This is a genomic window from Sphingobacterium sp. UBA7253 (genome assembly GCF_002472745.1).
Classification (GTDB): domain Bacteria; phylum Bacteroidota; class Bacteroidia; order Sphingobacteriales; family Sphingobacteriaceae; genus Sphingobacterium; species Sphingobacterium siyangense.
Genome location: NZ_DKSP01000180.1, coordinates 15,952 through 36,041, shown reverse-complemented (window position 1 = coordinate 36,041; position 20,090 = coordinate 15,952). Strand labels below are relative to the sequence as shown.

General features: G+C 37.5%; 22 protein-coding genes and 5 tRNA genes. 25 read left to right on the top strand and 2 right to left on the bottom strand.

The window, feature by feature from the left end; genetic code table 11:
* The first annotated feature begins 273 nt into the window (after positions 1–273).
* The 9 genes from B2X72_RS18260 (at position 274) to B2X72_RS18220 (ending at position 4,670) form a co-directional block, all read left to right on the top strand.
* Positions 274–346, top strand: a tRNA-Thr gene (locus tag B2X72_RS18260).
* A 26-nt stretch (positions 347–372) separates the two neighbouring features.
* Positions 373–453 (top strand) — tRNA-Tyr (locus B2X72_RS18255).
* A gap of 50 nt (positions 454–503) precedes the next feature.
* Positions 504–576: transfer RNA gene (locus tag B2X72_RS18250), tRNA-Gly, on the top strand.
* A gap of 95 nt (positions 577–671) precedes the next feature.
* Positions 672–743, top strand: a tRNA-Thr gene (locus B2X72_RS18245).
* Between the two features lie 72 nt (positions 744–815).
* On the top strand, positions 816–2,000 hold the full coding sequence (tuf, locus tag B2X72_RS18240) for an elongation factor Tu (RefSeq protein ID WP_075991174.1): 1,185 nt from the start codon (positions 816–818) through the stop codon (positions 1,998–2,000).
* A gap of 164 nt (positions 2,001–2,164) precedes the next feature.
* Positions 2,165–2,235: transfer RNA gene (locus tag B2X72_RS18235), tRNA-Trp, on the top strand.
* A 23-nt stretch (positions 2,236–2,258) separates the two neighbouring features.
* Entirely contained in the window at positions 2,259–2,453 is a 195-nt protein-coding gene (gene secE / locus B2X72_RS18230; protein WP_028072657.1) for a preprotein translocase subunit SecE, read from the top strand.
* 20 nt (positions 2,454–2,473) lie between these two features.
* A complete protein-coding gene (gene nusG / locus B2X72_RS18225; RefSeq protein ID WP_046672242.1) occupies positions 2,474–3,019 on the top strand; it encodes a transcription termination/antitermination protein NusG in 546 nt (181 codons plus the stop codon).
* Positions 3,020–3,089: 70 nt separating this feature from the next.
* Positions 3,090–4,670, top strand: a complete 1,581-nt coding sequence (locus B2X72_RS18220; RefSeq protein ID WP_286850970.1) for a S41 family peptidase — start codon at positions 3,090–3,092, stop codon at positions 4,668–4,670.
* Between the two features lie 20 nt (positions 4,671–4,690).
* Here B2X72_RS18220 and B2X72_RS18215 read toward each other — a convergent pair whose 3' ends face one another.
* Positions 4,691–5,011, bottom strand: coding sequence for a helix-turn-helix domain-containing protein (locus B2X72_RS18215; protein ID WP_286850968.1), 321 nt, complete (start codon positions 5,009–5,011; stop codon positions 4,691–4,693).
* 161 nt (positions 5,012–5,172) lie between these two features.
* Between B2X72_RS18215 and B2X72_RS18210 the strand changes: the two genes are divergently transcribed.
* Positions 5,173–5,310 carry a hypothetical protein gene (locus B2X72_RS18210; RefSeq protein ID WP_157625900.1) on the top strand — a complete coding sequence of 46 codons (138 nt, stop codon included), beginning with the start codon at positions 5,173–5,175 and terminating at the stop codon, positions 5,308–5,310.
* On the opposite strand, the gene B2X72_RS18205 is transcribed toward B2X72_RS18210, so the two are convergent.
* Positions 5,307–5,948 carry a rhomboid family intramembrane serine protease gene (locus B2X72_RS18205; RefSeq protein ID WP_070566289.1) on the bottom strand — a complete coding sequence of 214 codons (642 nt, stop codon included), beginning with the start codon at positions 5,946–5,948 and terminating at the stop codon, positions 5,307–5,309. The two genes, B2X72_RS18210 and B2X72_RS18205, sit on opposite strands and share 4 nt — an antisense overlap.
* 168 nt (positions 5,949–6,116) lie before the next feature.
* Between B2X72_RS18205 and B2X72_RS18200 the strand changes: the two genes are divergently transcribed.
* The 15 genes from B2X72_RS18200 (at position 6,117) to B2X72_RS18130 (ending at position 19,887) form a co-directional block, all read left to right on the top strand.
* Positions 6,117–6,347, top strand: a complete 231-nt coding sequence (locus B2X72_RS18200; RefSeq protein WP_070566291.1) for a hypothetical protein — start codon at positions 6,117–6,119, stop codon at positions 6,345–6,347.
* A gap of 335 nt (positions 6,348–6,682) precedes the next feature.
* Positions 6,683–7,747 carry a hypothetical protein gene (locus tag B2X72_RS18195; RefSeq protein WP_286850967.1) on the top strand — a complete coding sequence of 355 codons (1,065 nt, stop codon included), beginning with the start codon at positions 6,683–6,685 and terminating at the stop codon, positions 7,745–7,747.
* Between the two features lie 4 nt (positions 7,748–7,751).
* A complete protein-coding gene (locus B2X72_RS18190) occupies positions 7,752–8,192 on the top strand; it encodes a MauE/DoxX family redox-associated membrane protein (RefSeq protein WP_145329975.1) in 441 nt (146 codons plus the stop codon).
* Positions 8,167–8,877 (top strand): GLPGLI family protein, encoded by a 711-nt coding sequence (locus B2X72_RS18185; RefSeq protein WP_070566299.1) that lies wholly within the window; start codon positions 8,167–8,169, stop codon positions 8,875–8,877. Before B2X72_RS18190 ends, B2X72_RS18185 begins: the two co-directional genes overlap by 26 nt.
* Before the next feature lie 8 nt (positions 8,878–8,885).
* A complete protein-coding gene (locus B2X72_RS18180) occupies positions 8,886–11,465 on the top strand; it encodes a carboxypeptidase-like regulatory domain-containing protein (protein ID WP_145329977.1) in 2,580 nt (859 codons plus the stop codon).
* An 80-nt stretch (positions 11,466–11,545) separates the two neighbouring features.
* Positions 11,546–12,646, top strand: coding sequence for an HlyD family secretion protein (locus tag B2X72_RS18175; RefSeq protein WP_286850966.1), 1,101 nt, complete (start codon positions 11,546–11,548; stop codon positions 12,644–12,646).
* 36 nt (positions 12,647–12,682) lie between these two features.
* Positions 12,683–14,845 (top strand): peptidase domain-containing ABC transporter, encoded by a 2,163-nt coding sequence (locus B2X72_RS18170; protein WP_286850965.1) that lies wholly within the window; start codon positions 12,683–12,685, stop codon positions 14,843–14,845.
* A 17-nt stretch (positions 14,846–14,862) separates the two neighbouring features.
* Positions 14,863–16,209 (top strand): TolC family protein, encoded by a 1,347-nt coding sequence (locus B2X72_RS18165; protein WP_286850964.1) that lies wholly within the window; start codon positions 14,863–14,865, stop codon positions 16,207–16,209.
* Between the two features lie 7 nt (positions 16,210–16,216).
* Positions 16,217–16,549: a hypothetical protein gene (locus tag B2X72_RS18160; RefSeq protein WP_070566309.1), complete on the top strand. Its 333-nt coding sequence runs from the start codon at positions 16,217–16,219 to the stop codon at positions 16,547–16,549.
* A gap of 90 nt (positions 16,550–16,639) precedes the next feature.
* Positions 16,640–16,816, top strand: a complete 177-nt coding sequence (locus B2X72_RS18155) for a hypothetical protein (protein WP_175441997.1) — start codon at positions 16,640–16,642, stop codon at positions 16,814–16,816.
* 12 nt (positions 16,817–16,828) lie between these two features.
* Positions 16,829–16,993 carry a hypothetical protein gene (locus B2X72_RS18150; protein ID WP_157625908.1) on the top strand — a complete coding sequence of 55 codons (165 nt, stop codon included), beginning with the start codon at positions 16,829–16,831 and terminating at the stop codon, positions 16,991–16,993.
* 80 nt (positions 16,994–17,073) lie between these two features.
* A complete protein-coding gene (locus B2X72_RS18145; protein ID WP_070566311.1) occupies positions 17,074–17,667 on the top strand; it encodes a CPBP family intramembrane glutamic endopeptidase in 594 nt (197 codons plus the stop codon).
* Between the two features lie 468 nt (positions 17,668–18,135).
* Positions 18,136–18,741, top strand: coding sequence for a DUF3267 domain-containing protein (locus B2X72_RS18140; RefSeq protein ID WP_070566313.1), 606 nt, complete (start codon positions 18,136–18,138; stop codon positions 18,739–18,741).
* Positions 18,742–18,887: 146 nt separating this feature from the next.
* Entirely contained in the window at positions 18,888–19,019 is a 132-nt protein-coding gene (locus B2X72_RS18135) for a hypothetical protein (protein WP_262896115.1), read from the top strand.
* A gap of 19 nt (positions 19,020–19,038) precedes the next feature.
* Positions 19,039–19,887: a TraB/GumN family protein gene (locus tag B2X72_RS18130; protein WP_157698365.1), complete on the top strand. Its 849-nt coding sequence runs from the start codon at positions 19,039–19,041 to the stop codon at positions 19,885–19,887.
* Positions 19,888–20,090: the final 203 nt, after the last annotated feature.

The following is a 20,090-nucleotide window of genomic DNA, read 5'->3' as shown; positions in this document are numbered from 1 at the left end:
AAATTATTGTGCTGCATATCAGTATAATTGCCAAAAACTGTCTTTTTTTTTTGACAAATATTTTTGTAAAGTGAGTTTTGTGTCTATCTTTGCATCAGCAAACAAGGGAACAACGGTTCAAAACAACGAAAGTTTGCTTAGTTCTTTAAATGAAAAAAAATAAAAAATAAACTTGCAGAAATCAAAAGTAAATTCGATATTTGCACTCGCTGAAAAGGTAGAGATACTTGGTCAGACGTTGATAGAATGTAAGTTTAAATAAAGATATTAGAAGCCTCTTTAGCTCAGCTGGTAGAGCAACTGACTTGTAATCAGTAGGTCATTGGTTCGATTCCGATAAGAGGCTCTAAATGTAACGAAAGTTACAGGTCTGGAGGGGTTCCAGAGCGGTCAAATGGGACGGACTGTAAATCCGTTGCTTCGGCTTCGAAGGTTCGAATCCTTCTCCCTCCACACTTTATTTTAATTAGGGTGTTAGATTTACTCTAGTTTCTAATTATTAAGCGGAAGTAGCTCAGTTGGTAGAGCGATAGCCTTCCAAGCTATAGGTCGCGAGTTCGAACCTCGTCTTCCGCTCAAATTTTTCAAGTATTAAATTTAGTCTCTATCTTCTTTGATAATAATGTATCTAAAGGTGGGGGCATTAATACGTAAATAAGGTTTTTTAGTAAGCCGAAGTAGCTCAGGGGTAGAGCACTTCCTTGGTAAGGAAGAGGTCGTGGGTTCAAATCCCATCTTTGGCTCGTACTTGTGTAAAAGTTAAGCAAGAGTATATAACAAATAGAAATAATTTATAATTACTAATTCGCATAAACATGGCAAAAGAGAAATTTGACCGTAGTAAACCACACTTAAACATTGGTACTATCGGTCACGTTGACCACGGTAAAACTACAACTACAGCTGCTATCACTAAAGTATTGGCTGATAAAGGTTTGTCAGAAGCTCGTTCATTTGATTCAATTGACTCTGCTCCTGAAGAAAAAGAGCGTGGTATCACAATCAATACTGCACACGTAGAATATTCTACAGCTAACCGTCACTATGCACACGTTGACTGTCCAGGTCACGCTGACTACGTTAAGAACATGGTAACTGGTGCTGCTCAAATGGACGGTGCTATCATCGTAGTTGCTGCGACTGATGGTCCTATGCCTCAAACTCGTGAGCACATCTTGTTGGCTCGCCAAGTAGGTGTTCCTGCGTTAGTAGTATTCATGAACAAAACTGACTTAGTTGATGACCCTGAGTTGTTAGACTTAGTTGAAATGGAAGTTCGTGAGTTATTATCATTCTACGAATTCCCTGGTGATGATATCCCTGTAATCAAAGGTTCTGCTTTAGGTGCATTGAACGGTGAGCCTGAGTGGGTTGAGAAAATCATGGAATTAATGGATGCTGTAGATAACTACATTCCAATTCCTCCACGTTTGACTGACTTACCTTTCTTGATGCCAGTTGAAGACGTATTCTCGATCACAGGTCGTGGTACAGTTGCTACAGGTCGTATCGAAAGAGGTGTAATCAACTCTGGTGATCCAGTTGAGATCTTAGGTATGGGTGCTGAGAACTTGAAATCTACAGTAACAGGTGTTGAGATGTTCCGTAAAATCTTAGATTACGGTGAGGCTGGTGATAACGTAGGTTTATTGTTACGTGGTATTGAGAAAACTGATATCAAACGTGGTATGGTTATCTGTAAACCAGGTTCAGTAACTCCTCACGATCATTTCAAAGCTGAGGTTTACGTATTGTCAAAAGCTGAAGGTGGTCGTCACACTCCATTCTTCAACAAATACCGTCCTCAATTCTATTTCCGTACAACTGACGTAACTGGAGAGATCTCTTTACCAGAAGGTACTGAAATGGTTATGCCAGGTGATAACGTTACAATCAGCGTGAAATTAATTTCTGCTATTGCAATGGAAAAAGGTCTACGTTTCGCTATCCGTGAGGGTGGTCGTACAGTAGGTGCTGGTCAGGTAACTGAAATTATCTAGTCTTTAATTAAAGATTTAGAATCACATAGAATAAGCTAATCGACTGAGGTTGATTAGCTTATTTTTTCGATAAGCGATTTATCGGATTAGAATAAAAAAAAGTGAAAAAAGATTTGCAGAAAGTGGTTTAAAACACTATATTTGCATCACAAAATAAGAAATACACGGGCATAGTTTAAAGGTAGAACGAAGGTCTCCAAAACCTTTGGTCTGGGTTCGAGTCCTGGTGCCCGTGCTTATAAAAACAGATAAACTAAAATGGCAAAAGTACTTGATTTTTTTAAAGACTCTTATGTAGAGATCACTGAGAAAGTGACTTGGCCTACATGGTCTCAGTTACAAAGTTCAGCTGTTATTGTGCTTGTTGCATCTCTTCTTATTGCATTGGTTGTCTTTGTAATGGATAAAGCTTCAAGCGTAGGGTTAGAATTCTTGTACGGTATTGCTTCTTAATTTTTCAATCGTATTTATTTATGGCAGATCAAGGTTTAAAGTGGTACGTAGTTCGTGCTGTAAGTGGTAAAGAAAAGAAAGTAAAGCAATATATTGATGCCGAAGTTAGCCGTTTAGGTATTGAGCACTTGATTCCTCAGGTGTTGATTCCAATGGAAAAATACTACTTGATGCGCGATGGTAAGAAAGTTGCTAAAGAACGTAACTACTATCCTGGTTATGTTTTATTAGAAGCAGCTCTTGACGGTGAGTTAGAGCACATCATCAAAAATATCAATAGTGTAATTGGTTTCTTGGGCGATAAAGCTGGTAATGCGGTTCCTTTGCGCCAAGCAGAAGTAAATCGTATCCTAGGTAAAGTGGATGAAATGGCCGAGCAAGGTGAAACCATTAACGTTCCTTACTATGTGGGTGAAACAGTGAAAGTCAACGACGGTCCTTTCAACGGATTTACCGGAGAAATCGAAGAAGTCCACGAAGATAAAAAGAAATTAATCGTGATGGTGAAAGTCTTCGGTCGTAAGACGCCACTTGAACTAAACTACATGCAAGTAGAAAAAGAGTAAGATTAGTAATTAACGATAGAGAAAAGCTTTTCATGAAAATTGGAAGGCTTTTTTTTGTATCTTACTACAAATGAAAAGGCCAACTATTTATCTATTCGTATTGGTGTATGTGCTGACATTGCTGAGCTGTGCAAATGTCGAGAAGTACAATCGATTTATTGAAACTCCCCTGGCGGTGGAAGCTATGCAGCAAGATATAAACTATGTTGAGCATAACTTATGGAAAATGCATCCAGACTTGTTTCTATATGTGCGGGAAGATCAGTTAAAGGGTAAGTTCGACAGCCTTCGTAGGGCGATCCGCCAGCCATTATTGCCCAATCAGTTTCAGTTGGCATTAGCATCTGTACTGGCTCAAGTTCGGCAGGGGCATATGACGCTGAGTCCCCTTATTTCCAAATTTGACCCGAAAGGTAAGGATAAAGTCCGTTATCAAAAAAGTAAGGGTCCCTTTTCACAACTGGGATTTCATTGGCAGGAAAATACACTCTATCTCTCAAAAAATGGAACGTTAGATTCAAGTTTGGTAGCAGGCTCTAAAATTCTTTCTATTGAGGGTATAAAACCACAAAATCTGTACACAAAATATCGTCCAACCTTTACGTCGGACGGCTATAATACGACATTTATAGATCAGGCTTTTGAGCGTTTATTACCGCGGTATTACCAATTGGAACTGGGGTATAAAGATTCTATTTCGGTTTTGTTTTCTCGCGCCGATATTACATATCAGCGGACTGTGGTCAGAAGGTTTGACAGTGTCGATACAAAGGCTAAATCAGGGATAAGGACCTCGGTTGTGAAAAAAGTGAGCCAACCTGATCAGAAGAAAAGTGATCAAAAAAAGCAGCGTAAAATCTTTGGGTATAATGCCAACCTAAAAAGAATGAGTAAACAGCTCTCTTTCCCTGTTAAAGGCGATAGTAGTGTTGGTTTATTGAAAGTGGTTGACTTTTCGTATGGACGTCCAAAAGAAGCCTATAGAAGGATTTTTGATCGGCTGGAGCTTAATTCGGTCCAATACCTGATCTTGGATCTTCGTGGCAATTTGGGTGGACGTTTGTCCGATGTCCGTGAACTATACAGTTACTTAGTGGAAGAAGATAAATTCCAATTTATTCAGCCGGCAGTTATCAGCTCAAAATTCAACTTGCCGTTTTATCAGGTAAAAGGATTGCCGGGCTGGTCTTATCCCATTTTATCACCATTTATTATACCAAGTGCTGTAGTATCCTGGACAAAGAGCTTTTCCAAAGATGGGATAAATTATACCCACCTTACAGGGAGTAAAGTCGAAAAATCAAAAGGCAGTCGCTATCGCGGTGATTTATTTGTATTGATTGATGGCGGTACTTTTTCTGCTGCGAGTTTAATTGCTACAAATCTAAAAGTTGGGAAGCGGGCTGTGTTTGTGGGCGAGGAGACAGGTGGGGCAGCTAGTGGCACAGTTGCGGGAGTTCTTCCAGTGCTGAAACTTCCAAACTCCCATCTGCGTTGGCGTTTTGGCCTAATGGATGTCAAACCTTATTATCAAGTAAACGAAGCGGGGCGGGGTGTCATGCCGGATATTCCTGTCGTGCGGAGTGTTGATGATGTTATCAAGGGGAAAGATCCAGTATTGGATAAGGTGTTGAAGTCTATTAAAAAATAAGGAGAAGTGTAAGCGGGGGATTAGGCTTTACTTTGAGATCGTTTCCCTTGAAATAAGGCAATTATTTTCTTTAGAACAAGTTTGCTATAATGATAGTTTAAGCCAAATATATTCTCTCCTGTTATATCGCTAGCCAAAGCAGGTGGTAAAAGTTCATAGATCGTGATACCAAAATAATCCGCTATTTTGTATACCTGCTCTACCTTTAGCTTCGTCTCATTGCGTTCGATTTTTGAATAGGCAGCCTGTGATATCTCCAAAACGAATGCAACAGCTTCCTGTGATATCCTGAGACTTTCTCTTTTCTGCCTAATAATTGTTCCGATTTCTTCTCTTGCCATTCTTTAAAAACCCAAATTATCGAATGGCCTAATTTAATAAATATAACTTGAAGTTGTGAAGTTTTTCAATGTTAAAACTTCTAGTTATAGTCTATAACCCTAGGTTGTGGTAGCTCAGCCTCTTTTCCATGAATTTTGATAAAAATAAATATTGAGATATCATGGAAAAGAAATTAAAAGAAATTAATGTTAGCGAGTTGGATGCAAATGAAGTGTTGGAGATTGAAGGAGGATCGGAGCGGGAGGGTGAGAAAAATACAAATTGGTTAGAATCCATATGGAATTATCTTAAACCTTAAAATGCGTCTTTCAATTCGATAGCATAGGGGCTCATAATTAGTGCTAATATGGAGCCAAGAACAAATGCGACCAAGTGTAAGGATCTATTTATTTTGGATATTTTGATGAGGGAAAGTAGTACTGATGTTAGTAAAGCATATATCCAATAGTGTGTTGAATTATGAATCCATGGAATGAATAAATGATTCATTTTTTGCAAAGGGAAAAATAGTCCAGAAAAACCGAATAGTCCAAAGGAAAGGCCAGATGAACCCACAGCGGTAAATGTGAAGTCTTTCTTTTTAAAAAGTGTTTGGATGAGATTTGGTAGGATTATAAGAAGGAGAAAAATAAATATAGTAAAGACGTAAGCAATAGTAATTCCGTGTGCTTGATTTAAGACAGCACACATATCATACCCTAATCCGAAAATTACAATACAATTAAACAAGAGGTGAATCCAGTTGCGATGAATCAAAGCCGAGGTAAGCAAAGTATGAATACGCTTACCTCTTGCTATTTCGTAGGGGTGCAGGATCAGTGCATGGAAAAACGATTTATTATAAAATCCAATGATGCTGCATACCAATATAATCGGTACGACAATATAGGAATAGGGGGCTTCGGCAAAAGTTGGGAATATATCGAAAAATTTCATTTATAGTTGTTGGTGAATCACGCAAAAATATCTAATAAATTTTAAAATACAACCTCAGGTTGTGGTGGACGTAATGGGTAATGCCCAAATTTGTATCGTTGATCAACAAAAGCAGTTGCCGAAAAAGCTTTAAAATAGAGTAGGAATCAATAAATAATTTTTAATTTTATGAAAACAATAAAAAAAAATTCTCTTGCCTTATTGGCGGTAATATTTACTCTTGTAGGTATTTCTAAGATTGATTTGGTGAAAGCATCAAATGCAGGGGTGAAAGTATGTCCTGGTGATGGCAAAGGTTGCGTTCTTTGGGGTGCAATTGAAAAAGGCGACGGTAGTGGCTTTATTGAAATTGGAAAGGACGACGAATCTCAGGATACACCAGCTGAACCAGGAGCCTAACTCTATTTTATAACAAGTCTTGTAGCTAAGGGCTACAAGGCTGTATTTAATTTAAGCTATTTTTTATGAAAATTATTTTAGTGAAAACTATAAGCACATTATGTGTTATGGTATGTGTATTTTTGTCTATGCATTCGTATGCGGGTACAAACGAGAAAGACCATGCTTCTACCTCCAATGGTGTTAGAATCTGTCCAGGAAGTGGATCTTGTTGTATTCTGTGGGGTTTGGTTTATAAAGGTTCTGATAATTCTCATGTTGAACCAATGCCAGATGAGGAATCCCAACCAACACCCTCAGACAATCAGTAAAATTTAAGTATATAAATTCATCTAATGAAAATCCAATTGTTAATACCAAGTTTAGTGTTGTTGATTTCCTGTGGTTTAAAATCACCAAGCAGCTTCAATGCACTAGAAAAGCGAAATATTGTTGTTTGTGATGCACTTCAAATTGAAGGAAAGACCATCTACGGTGATTTGCAAAATGATTTGGAGGCTGTACCTTATACTAAATCATTAAAACCTGCAGATTTTGGTGATAAACTATATCAAATAGCAAGTTCCAGTGTGGAACGGTATTATCTCAAAGAGAGTAATCAACAAGTTCATTATTGGGATGTTGCTAATCTTGAACATCATACGATGGACCTATCAAAAAAATATCCCTTTGGATTGGTTATAGGACAAGATGAACATAGTATATATTTCTATAATTCATCTACAAAAGGAAAAAGTTTTGGTACGTATAACTTGGTTTCTGAAAAATTGAATATTGTCAATTTTGATGGATATACTGTAATTAGTACAGCCAAGCTCAGCAAGAAACCAGATGTTTTGCTATCCACAGGAGTAAAGGATGAAAAATTGGGTTTTTACCTTATTGATACCTTGCAACAAACTCAAACATTGATAAAAGCAATTGAGACTAAAGATCCCGTTAATGGAGACCCTGGTGTCTATGGTGGTAAATTTTATGTATTCCAAGATCGTATACTGTATGTGTTCGATAATCGATCAAGCTTTTATGAATTTGATCAAGACGGAAGATTTGTTCGTGAAATTACCACTATAGATACCTTTGATTTTAAGGGGAAGTCCAATAAGGCATACAATATACAGCTGGAAGGGTTGTATAAAGGTCTAGAAATCTTTGACAATATTTTGTATGTACGGACAAATATTATCAGTACTAAAAATAGTTATATACTTTATGATCGGTATGATCTCGTGGAAGGAAAATATAAAGATAGCTTTAAGCTCAATTTTGATTTTGATATCAGTCAATATTCTTATCCCATCTTCACCAATCATTTAACGGCTGATAAGTTTAGCTTAATATTTGGGGATAAATATAGGTCTGGTCGTTATGCCAAGATTACGTTATTTTTCAAAAAATAACTTTATGAAAAGATATCTTTTATATTTTATTGTATCGGTTATACAATTTGGGCTTTTTGTGTTACTCATGATTTCTGTATATCAAAAGATTAAAAATTTTGAAACTTTCATGGATACATTAGTTGGAACTAATTTGTTTTATGTAAATTCCGTGAAGTATTTTGCGATAGCTGTGATCGTTGCGGAGTTGATTGTTGCTTTCTTCTTATTGGCCTATCGAAAAATAGGATTTTATTTGACTATTCTTCTTTTTTCAGTTTATACCCTCTATATTATTATATTAGAATTATACTATTTTTATCCTTCCTGCGGCTGTGGTGGTATTATGGCGCAATTACCATTCAAGGAACATTTAACTCTTAATCTTATTTATATAATTTTGGCTGCGATTAGTATTCTATTCGTGAGAAAATCAACATATGAAAAAAATATTGTTATCGTTTAGTTTTTGTATATATGCGTTACTTTGTGTTGCGCAAAATCAATATAAGATTACCTATAAAGGAACATTGCTTTCCTCTTCTCTCAATGCGAGATTGGAGCAAGAAGTAAATGATCCAGTGTTTTTGCAAGGATATAAAGATTTGATTGAGGGTTTCGAAGTGCAATATGCATTGTATGTTGATGTATCCAAGGGGAGATCAATCCTCTTGGAACAGAAAGAAATTGGATTGGATGGTCCTCCCCCATTCAAACATTTATTCTCTTTTTATGATCAGGCCGGTAACCTATATTTTGAAGATCTATTCCGCGGTAAGCAATTTAAGGTGCGAGACTCGCCAGCAGTATTACAATGGGATGTAAAACAGGAAATAATGAAAGTTGGCAATTTTAATTGCCGTAAAGCAGTCCTTAAGAATGATCCTTTCAATACCGTAGTATGGTTTTGTGAAGATTATCCGATTAGTTTTGGACCCTATATCGGAGCTAAACTTCCGGGTTTGGCAGTTTTGTTGGAGAATGATTACTATGTTATCAAAATCGATAAAATAACAAAAGAGGCATTTTCCAAGAATATCGAAAATCAAATGAATGCAGCTCAGAAAAAGACTGGTATTTCTTACGCCAAGTATAGAGAACAGGTAGCCCCTTTGCTAAAAAAGATGAAAACTGAAAATATTATTGATTAGGACAACAAATGAGGTTTTGGTCGGGTATTTTCTTCATTTTTTCTTGTTATTGTGCTTCAGCTCAGCTGCTTGATGGTCGTGTAGTTTCCCGAACCAGTGGAGATCCGATTTCAGGAGCAATAATTAGTCTCTATAGTGTACAGGATTCTGATCGTATGCTGCACTATATGACGACGGACGACAAAGGCAGATACCGTTTGCGTGAACATGGATTTCCGTTCATACTAAAGGTGAGATCTATGTCTTTTCAAACTTTTCGAACTAAAGTGAGTAAAGCATCTGATTTTCCTGCAGTGATCATGCTAAGCGATGAGTCTATTCGCATGGATGAAGTATTGGTAAATATGAACAAAGGCTTTGCGTCCTTTAATAATGATACGACGGTCTATAATCTTAAGGCTTTGAATCTTCAAGATAGAGACAATCTGAAAGAGATTTTATTACGGATTCCTGGATTCAAAGTCGATGAAAATTACAAAATCGTGCATGGTGGGAAAGAGATTAATAAAATTCTGATCAATGGTAAAGAAGTCTTCGAGTTTCAAAATAAAATAGCTTTGGAGAACATGGAATCTGGAATGTTAGATCACATAAGAGTGATTGCCAATTATCAGGATCCATTTCGTGTCAATCTTGGCAATGAGCATGAAGAGAAAGTGTTGGATCTAAAGGTGAAAGATAGTTTTACGAATATATTGAAAGGAAATGTGGAAGCATTTCTAGGCTATAAGAATAAGTATAAATTTAAACCCTTTCTCTTTTATTTTGGCGACAATCTTTCTTTGTTTTCGTTGACGAATATCAATAATGTCTTTGATAAGGACTGGTCGAGTGAGGATTATGCAGGCGCAATACGTTCTAACAATGTCGCTTCAAGTTATTATTCCTCTCAGAATAAGAAGGTATTTTATACGAAGGACATTACGCTAAATAATGAATCTAGCTTATTGAATGCGACAATGATTAAAAAGAACACGGAGCGATATTCATTACAAGCGGTTCTGAATTTAAATTATTTGAAGTCCATCCGACTCTCTGAAGAGAATTCCAGATTTTTAGGAAATAATCTTTATGAAAAAAATAGTACGGATAGTTTGCGCGCTAGAATGATCGGTACTATGTTGAATTTCCGATATAAATTGAGTGAAAGTAGTATTGCCAAAAATATCTTTTCCAGTTATCAAGACCGTTTGAAAGGAGAGGGAAGTTACGAATCAATATATCCTCAAACAAAGGAGCTTTTTAATCTCGGAGAGATGACGGAGCAGAGGAGCAATATTTTATCAAATCGTTTGACTTATGAGACCAAGATAAATAATGCCTTAGCCTGGAATATGGGCTGGGACTGGAAAAATGAGATTTCAAGAGATACTTGGCAACTTCAATATTTAGAGACAACGAAAGAGCAGACTAATCGGAATAAACAGAATATTAAATTTTCAAGCAATGAAAGTATATTGCATACTAATTTGAGACAGCTTTTGGGAAAAGTAAATACACTTGTCTATGAATTATCTTATAGTAATATACATAATAGCTTTATTCCTGATAATATTAACCAAGCCAAAACGCGATATATAGCTCGCACAGAAGCAAATTTTAATTTAAAACGCTTTAACCTTCGTAGTACAATAGCCTTGCAGCGTCAAAGAATCGAAGTATTTGATTCTATATCTACTTCTACTTTTTTATTGGCTAACATTAATTTGGATTACTTTTTGGATCGATTTAAGAAAAATCGTTTAATTTTTAATTGGGGAAGAACTACCCAAGCACCTGACGTCAAATCAGGGCTAAGCCAGCGCGTAATCTCTTATGATCAGACAATACTTGGAAACCATCAATTGCTGCATGATATTTATGCAATCAATACAGTAAAGCTCGGCTATTTATATGATTTTCCATTTAAAGGGCAATCTTTTAGAATAAATCTCTATAGACAGCACAGTGAAAAAGCGCTGGTACAATTTATTGATATGACTTTTCCGCTTTTAAGAAATTTGAAATTGGTTCAGGGGTATCGAAATGTAGGGCTAGATGTCTCTTATGCACAAAATCTTTTTAAAGATCAGTTTCCTATGAATGTTTCCTTGTTCTATAACTATCAGAACAACCGCTCTTATCAGTTTTCGGGTGCTGGAGAATCGCAGATTAAGCAGCGGAATCATGGTTATATGCTAAATCTAAATTCTTTTTCCTCAGGAGCGATCAACATTTCTATGACCCTCAAAAACGATTATACACGGTATGGTTATCAAGATGGACTTCTAACGGATCAGAACTCACTAATGATTTTGTTGGGGCCAAAATTTAATCATAAAAGGACGGAATGGAAGACAATGCTTAAATATAGCGTTATAAATAGTGTTGATCAACGGCGCGAGTTTATGGATATAGATCTTTCCTCGGTATATATCATTAGTAAAAAGCTAGAATTGATATTGACTTGTGAAAACATGTTGCAGAATTTAGGTTTTAAAAACAACGCTGTTTTGTCTGTTTTTAATAATCAAAATGGAATTGAAAATTTTCAATCTTTTAAGAATTTAGTTGGATATAGTGCGGTGGGTGTCAAGTACAGATTTTGATGAAAATTTAAAAATACAACCTCAGGTTGTGGTGGATTTAATCAACAATAGACAGTTTTGTATTGTTGATTAAAACCAAGATGAAAAGAACAAATATTATATACCTGCTGCTGATAGTGGCTATAATTATAGGGTTGATATTATTACCGCTTATCAAAGTGCCGATTTCAATTTCGGCACAGGGAATCGTCAGGCCTACGATGGAGAATACAAAGATGCTATCCTTGGTCAGTGGCCGTATTATTGACAACCGTATAGTAGGCAACAATCAGCAGGTAAAACAGGGGGATACACTACTAATCATTGTTTCCGAAGATCTGGAAAATAAATTGTCTCTAAATAAGGGTTTAACGGATGACTATGCGAGGCAAATCGCTGATCTAAAACTTATTCTTGATGGTAGGGCAAAAAGTCTGCAAAGTGGACAATATCAACTGGAATATCTGTCCATGGAACAACGTATGTCTGAAATACAGTCGCAGCTTACCTTAGCACGCCGTGAACTGGACCGACATAATCAGCTATTCAGCCAGGGGGTGGTTTCCCAAGCAGAACTTGATAAAACACAATACTCTTTTGAACAACTTGAAAATCAGTTTTTGACGATACGGAAGCAGCAGATGGCGCAATGGAGCGCTAAGTTGGTCGAACTGAAACAGAAGGCACAGTCGCTGTCGTCCGAGAAAAAGTCTATCTTGATTGATGGTCAAAATTATATTGTTCGAGCGCCCATAACAGGTACAGTGGTTAATTTTAAAGGATATCAAAAAGGAGGACAGCTCGTGCAGGGACAGGATATTTTGGAAATTTCGCCAGAGGATCAGCTTATAGCTGAATGTATGGTGCCTGCCAAATCGATCGGCTATATCAAAAAGAATCAATCGGTCAAATTCCAGATGGACACGTATAATTATAACCAATGGGGATTTCTTTCGGGGACAGTGCATGATATTGACTACAATCTGGTAAACGATCAACAAAAAGGATCCTTTTTTAAGGTCAGGTGCCGTATGGATCAAAACTTTCTGAGCCTCCCCAATGGAAATAAGGCCTTTGTAGGAAAGGGAAATACATTTAATGCGCGGTTTTACCTCTTGGACCGTACGTTATGGCAGCTCCTGTTCGATCGGGCCGACAATCTGTTCAATCCAAATCTTGGCGCTAAAACGAGCGCATTATAAAAATTTCTTTATTAATCTGACAACAGTAAATTTGTAATGAAAAAATCTCCTGTTTGCATTAAGCAGCACGATATCCGTGACTGTGGGGCGGCCTGTCTGGCTTCTATTGCGGGCTATTATGGTACACATATTCCTATTGCCAAGATTAGACAATTCTGTCACACCGATACGCGTGGTACCAATGTGTTAGGTATGGTTCAAGGACTGCAACAAATGGGTTTTAATGCCAAAGGTGTCAAGGGCGCTATAGATGCCATTCCGCAGATATCTTTACCAGCAATTGCCCATGTTGTGCTAAAAGAGCAGCTCCAACACTATGTGGTAATCTATCAGGTGGAAAAGGATAAAATTACGGTGATGGATCCTGGTTTGGGAAAAGTAGAAAAATATACCTTTGAGGCCTTTCAGAAGATTTGGACTGGGGTGTTGATCTTAATGGAACCCAATGAATATTTTGAACAGAAAAATGAGAAGATCGATGTTTACAAGAGATTCTGGAATCTGATCCGGCCGCATCGCTCGGTGATCGTTCAGGCACTGGTGGGAGCTGCTGTGTATACGCTGCTGGGGCTTTCAACATCGTTTTACATTGAGAAAATTACCGATTATGTACTGGTCGATGGCAATCTGCGCTTATTGAACCTTCTTTCGATCGGTATGTTGGTCATTCTGATTTTTCAGTTGCTCATTGGTACATTGAAAAGTGTCATGGTCCTGCAGACGGGGCAAAGGATCGATAAATACCTGATTTTGGGTTACTATAAGCACTTGCTGAGCCTTCCGCAACGCTTCTTTGATACAATGAAAGTAGGCGAGATTATATCGCGGGTCAATGATGCAGTCAAAATTCGTGCTTTTATCAACGATGTAGCCATACAAGCGGTCGTTAATGTGTTGATCGTAGTCTTTTCCTTTGCGCTTATGTTTACCTACTTCTGGAAGCTGGCTTTGATCATGTTGCTTGTTATCCCTTTTTATCTTGGGGTCTATTGGCTTTCGAATAAACTGAACAAAAAAGTAGAGCGCCGGATGATGGAAGAAGGGGCCGAACTGGAATCTCATCTGGTCGAATCGCTCAATTCGGTCAAGACTATCAAGCAGTTTGGCATTGAAACTTATTTTAATAGTGGTACAGACAATCGGTTTTCGCATGTATTGAAAACCATTTATGCCTCGGTGATGAATGGCTTGTTTTCCAGTACCTCTGGCGAGTTATTGTCACGGTTATTTACCATTATCCTCTTATGGGTTGGCTCATACTATGTGATCGAACGTACGATCACACCGGGAGAACTACTCTCATTTTACGCCCTGATCGGTTATTTTACAGGTCCGGTGACGCAATTGATCGGCATGAACAAGACATTGCAAAATGCATTGATTGCAGCAGATCGCCTGTTTGAAATTATGGATCTGGAGCGCGAAGAATCAGAAGAAAAATTACAGCTTACTTCGGATCTGGTTGGGGATATTGTCTTTGATAATGTTCGTTTTTCTTACGGATCACGGGTAGAGGTATTCCGAAATTTTAGCTGCCGGATACAACAGAGCAAGATGACGGCTGTGATCGGAGAAAGTGGAAGCGGTAAGACTACGCTGGGAGCGCTTATTCAACAGCTGTATCCATTACAGGAGGGGAAGATTTCTATTGGGCAATACGATCTGAACTATATTTCGAAGAGCTCCCTTCGGGAACGCATTGCCATCGTGCCCCAGCAGATCGATCTTTTTTCGGGTAACGTCGTTAGCAATATTGCCGTCGGAGAAGATATTCCCAATTTTCAGCGGCTATTGCAAGTAGTCAATGAATTGGACATGATGTCTTTTATTGAAAAGCTGCCAGCTGGTTTTGAAACCCAGCTGGGTGAAAATGGATCCATGCTATCCGGTGGACAGCGGCAACGAATTGCCATTGCACGAGCATTATACCGCAATCCGGACATTCTGATTTTAGACGAAGCAACTTCAGCTTTGGATACTTCAACAGAACAGGTAATCCAGCGGGCATTCCGTCGCTTTAAAGATTCGGGTAAGACGATGATTGTGATTGCCCATCGGTTGAGTACGATTGCCGAGGCCGATACCATTATGGTGCTTAAAGATGGTGTACTTATCGAACAAGGGGAGCATAATCAGTTGTTAGCCCAAGAGTCTGCCTATAAGGATATGTGGAAAAAGCAATCGATCGTGTTAAACTAACTGTTGTTTTTTATTCAATGATGAACAATTATCAAAGAAGTAGGATAAAGTGTTGGTTTATTACTATAAACATACTGTTATCTACGAATGTACTGGCGCAGCGAGCCTGGACTTTACAGGATTGTATCGACTATGCTGTGGCTCATAATCTGCCGATCAAACAGCAGGACATCAAGGCTAAGATAAAAGTGCTGGATCAGGAAATGGCAGTGCGGGAACGCTTGCCAAGTGTGAGCGGCTACGCAAATGGTTATACCACTTTTGGATCATCACAGGATGTGTTTGGTACGATTCGGCGCAATGACAATCTGAATAGCAACATGGGGATCAATGCGGAGCTGACCCTATACCAATATAACTATTTTCGAAACCAGGCCAAGAAAGCTGCTTCCGAAGCGGAACAGGAACATATCGAAAAAGAGATATTGAAACGGAATCTTACCGTTCAGCTGATGGAAGCCTATCTGCAGACCTTGCTGGCTCAGGCACTGCTGGTCTCACAGGATTCGGCCATGCAGTTTTCACAGCAACTCTTGGATAAGGCCCAGAAAAGTACGGCGGTAGGGGCAACAGCAGTGTCGGTAGTTGCCGAAGCAAAAGCCAATCTGGCACGGGAGAAACAGCAATACCAACAATATCACAAAGATAGACAACAGTCCTTGCTCAAACTAGCCCAGCTGATGAACTACCCGGACTATAATAACTTAAGCCTGGCTGTCCCAGTAGCGGAGAGTGATCTTCTGCAAGAGCATACTTTTTCGGATATATCGAACCTGCGGGAAGAAGCTTATTTGCATAATCCGGTATTTGCTAAGTTTCGAAGTCAAGCTGTTGGACTTGAGGTCGAGTCCAAGTTGGTTAAAGCAGCGTTATTTCCGACGGTAAAGGGATCCGCTGGCTTGGGAAGTACCTATTTCAATGCTTTTAAAGCGGACAATACGCGATCTTTTTTTGTACAGAGTAAAGACAACTTTGCCCAGCAGCTCGCTGTGACGGTTTCGGTGCCCATCTTCAACAAAGGAAAAACAAAACGTCAGTTGAAGCAGATCGACTTGAACCAGCAAAATATACAATTGGCGATTGATAATGAAAAGTTTGCTCAGCAGCAGATCTTAGATAAGCTATTGCTTGAATTGGATGAGAACAGAAAGCAATATGGTATTGCGGTAGAAGCGAGCACGGCAACAGCGCAATCTTTGGATTACACCTTGCGGAGTTTTGAAGCGGGCAAGGCATCGATCTATGATGTCAATACGAGTAAAAGTAATTTGATTAAAGCGGAGTCGGAAACGATCCGCAGCAAATATACTGTGGTGTTCAATCAGCTCATGCTGCGCTATCAGATTTATGGATCGATAAATTAAAATCATTATGAAGCTATTTCAATATATAGATCGGATTAATTTGTTGGACAAGTTGATCCGCCAAAGAAGGACGGGGACGCAGTCAGAACTAGCAGTCCGCCTCGGGCTTTCTGTGTCACGATTGGCCCGTATTATTGAATATCTTAGAGATATTGGTGCTCCAATTACTTTTGATAGATCGCTTAATACGTATTACTATGAAAAAGACTATTCAATCCAAATCAAGGTAGAGGTTCAGCAGGAAAATATTCATTTGCTGGATTTAAATCAGATGAGACAAGCAAATGCGGGTGATAATTTTATTTCAAATCATTTTCTGAATGCTTTTTTTGTGCATTGAGCAAAAGTAATTTAGTAGTGTTGATCAATAGAGCAGGAATCCGAAAAGGCTAACAATAGAGTAGGGACTAATTTTTTATAAATCAAAAAAATGAATACATTAGATTTAAAAGGTTTCGGTGTTCAGGAAATGGATGCGAAAGAAATGGAAGTAATTGATGGGGGATGGTGGCAAGCTGCTTTGGGGACATTTTTATATAATGTCGTTGCTGATTGGAGACAAAACGTTGCTGCATTTGAAAGAGGAATAAATGGTGAAGCTTTATAAACTTGTAAATTTATGAACAAAATAGAACTAACAGAATTGACTAATTCTGAGATTATTGAAGTAAACGGTGGAGATGGTATGACAGAAGCTTTTTTTTGGGTTTTAGGTCGATTTTTTCAGGCTCAACAGAGAGATCTAGATGGATCCATTGGTGGCCCTACAGCAATTCATGGGTAATTTAGTGCTTTGAAAATAAAAACTATTTTACGTAAGAACCTAAGTACTTTACTACTTAGGTTCGTCCTAATTTTGATTTATTGAAACAAAAAATAAAACTTTTAATATTTGGTACTTTACAATCAAGTATTATATTGATTGTGTTTTTTCTATTGTTTGGCTTAGATATAGCCTCCAATACTATTACCATGTCTGATCAATTTAATATCTTTCTAATATGTATCTGTACAGCTTTTTTTGAAGAGATTGTCTTTCGGTATTATTTGATTCGCGGGTTGAGTAGATTTTTTAATAAGAAAAAATCAGTAATAATTTCCGCTGTGTTATTTGCTGCATGTCATCTAGGAAATTCTCATTTTACGACCACAGCATTTGCTTCCCATTTTCTAGGTGGTATAATTTATGCATATGCTTATATTCATACGAAATCTATATATTATCCTGTTGGATTACACTTCGGTTGGAATTATATTCAATGGTTATTTTCACTTCCAATGAGTGGAACAACAAAAAGTGGTTTATATAGTCTTATTTTGCCAACCAATGATTATTGGTTGGGAGGAAATTATGGGATAGAAGGAGGGTTTGCAAGTCTTCTGATTAGGAGTATCTTGTTTGGCGTTATCTTATTTACAGTTTCCAGATATGAAAGAAATGCACACGTGAATTATTAGGTTTCGGTTTTCTATTAATGTTAACATTTTATTTATATATGGGCCCAAAATAAGTAAAAAAGGGGAGAGTAGCATGATATTGAAATTATTAAAAAGTTGTGAATATAAGAATTATTCCATTGGATTGGGCTTTAAATTAAGATATTTAAATTATGTTGTTAGTAAAAAGTCATAACTTGATTATTATATTTGGCTATCGAATTTTTCTAATTTTGCTACTTATCCGTGCAATGGTTGCACATAATCAAAAAAATAAAGCCCGTATATAAATTAATACCACTAAATAATGATGAATCGCAGGCTATAAGAATAAACTATGGTATAAATTTATAGGAGAAAAGCATCTTCTATAAATATAATTTGAAGACATTATTACTTTTTCTACCCTAGTTCAAAGAAAGTAATGGTGTTTTGACTTGTGCTATTGGCAATTGAAGAGTAGTTGATGAGAATAATGTGAGAAAATTAATGAATGAATTAATAGATTATCCAGGGTTTGTTGTAGAGCCGAGATTGATTAGTATGTCTAAAGCTAACATGATAGGCATGTTGTTTTTCGCTGTTTTCATTCTCTTATACGGGATACCTTTTTGTTTACTGTGGGATCTAAAGGAAGAGCTGGCGGCAATTAAAGATAGCCTATATAATAAAGCTTCGAATGCATGGTGGGTTTATGGTATTGTCATTATTATCGGTGTCGTTCTTCATGAATTGATTCATGGCATTGTATTCGCATCCTTTGCGAAGCAAGGTTTCAAATCCATAAAGTTTGGAATTATTTGGAAAATGCTCACTCCATATGCTCATTGCAAAGAACCGTTACGGGTAAGACCTTATATGTTAGGTGTAGTTATGCCTTTTCTCCTTGTTGGCTTTTTACCCGCGATTTATTCAATTTTTACTGGAAATTTACCACTTTTATTTTTTGCAATTTTCTTCTCTGGTGCGGCAGTCGGAGATTTCATGATTTTAAATTTAATTTATAAAGAGAATAAAGATAACCTGGTACTTGATCATCCTACTGAGGGAGGTTGCTTTATTTTGAAAAAGGTTACTAATCCAGCGGATTTGTGATTACAAAACGATATTTGAGCTGAGATTCTAGTCTAAATACTTGTGTGATAAATTCTTAACTTCCTAATTTTTCCTTTAGCCTCACCCTTGTAATATAGATATATCCTAATGTTTATTTTTGGGACAGTAACTAAATCTAAATATTTATGGAAACTAAAACAATTTTATTATTTGTAGTAATAATAGCTATTCTGGCATTTTGTGTCTATCTGCTATCTAATGTCGGCGAATTTATTCGAGGATTTGAAGATGGTTTTAATGCGGCCAAAAATAAATAAAAACCTTAAATTTAAACGGATGAAAAAACACTTTATTCTTCTATTACTTTTTTTTATAATCACTTTTAGTGGTTTTGCGCAGGGGAATTCGATGCTGTGGAAAATCTCGGGAAATGGACTTAAACAAGATTCCTATCTGTTTGGTACGATCCACATGTTGTGCCCTGACGATTTTGAGATCAAACAAAAATGCCTGGATGCGCTTAATTCGAGTCAGAAAGTCGTATTTGAAGTGGATCTGTCGAAACCTGAAAATATGGAGGTCCTACAGGCATTTGCCGTACCTGACCCTAGTTTTATTAAAAACTTTACCGATAGCGAAGTGCGTAAAATGGATAGCGTCTTGTTGGCACAGCAGCTTTCAATTAAATTATTGGATCATGTTTCACCGGTAACAATGGCTTCCTTATTTTCAATGAAAGGCTTTAATTGTCCTGATCCAACAAAGTTGAAATCATATGAAATTGAGCTATCGGCTCTGGCCTCCGCTCAGGGTAAAACAATTGGCGAACTTGAAACAGCAGATTATCAATTCGGGTTATTGAAAGACTTGATTACGCCAAAGTTATTTATGGACTGGGTATTGCAGTTGGATAAATATCCCGCTCTAACGGCCAAAATGGTCAATGCCTATAAAAATGAAAACCTCAAAGAATTAACTGCATTGATTGAGGATCCTACATGGATGTCTGTCGAACAGAAAGAAAAGCTCTTGACAGGGCGGAATATAAACTGGACAACGATTATTCCGAATTTGATCAAAGACCAGGGTTGCTTTATTGCTGTGGGAGCTGGACACCTGTCTGGTGAAAAGGGCTTGATCTCGTTACTTAGAGCAAAAGGTTATAGCTTGACGGCAATTGATTAGGATTGTTATTTTTTGAGATAAAGGAAGTATAGTCCCTTGATAGAATACGCTTATTGTTTTTCGATGGTCTCATCGTTTTATATGGAGTGCCCTTTTATTTATTGTGGGATCTAAAGAAAGAGCTGGCGGCAATTAAAGATAGCCTATATAATAAAGCTTCGAATGCATGGTGGGTTTATGGTATTGTCATTATTATCGGTGTC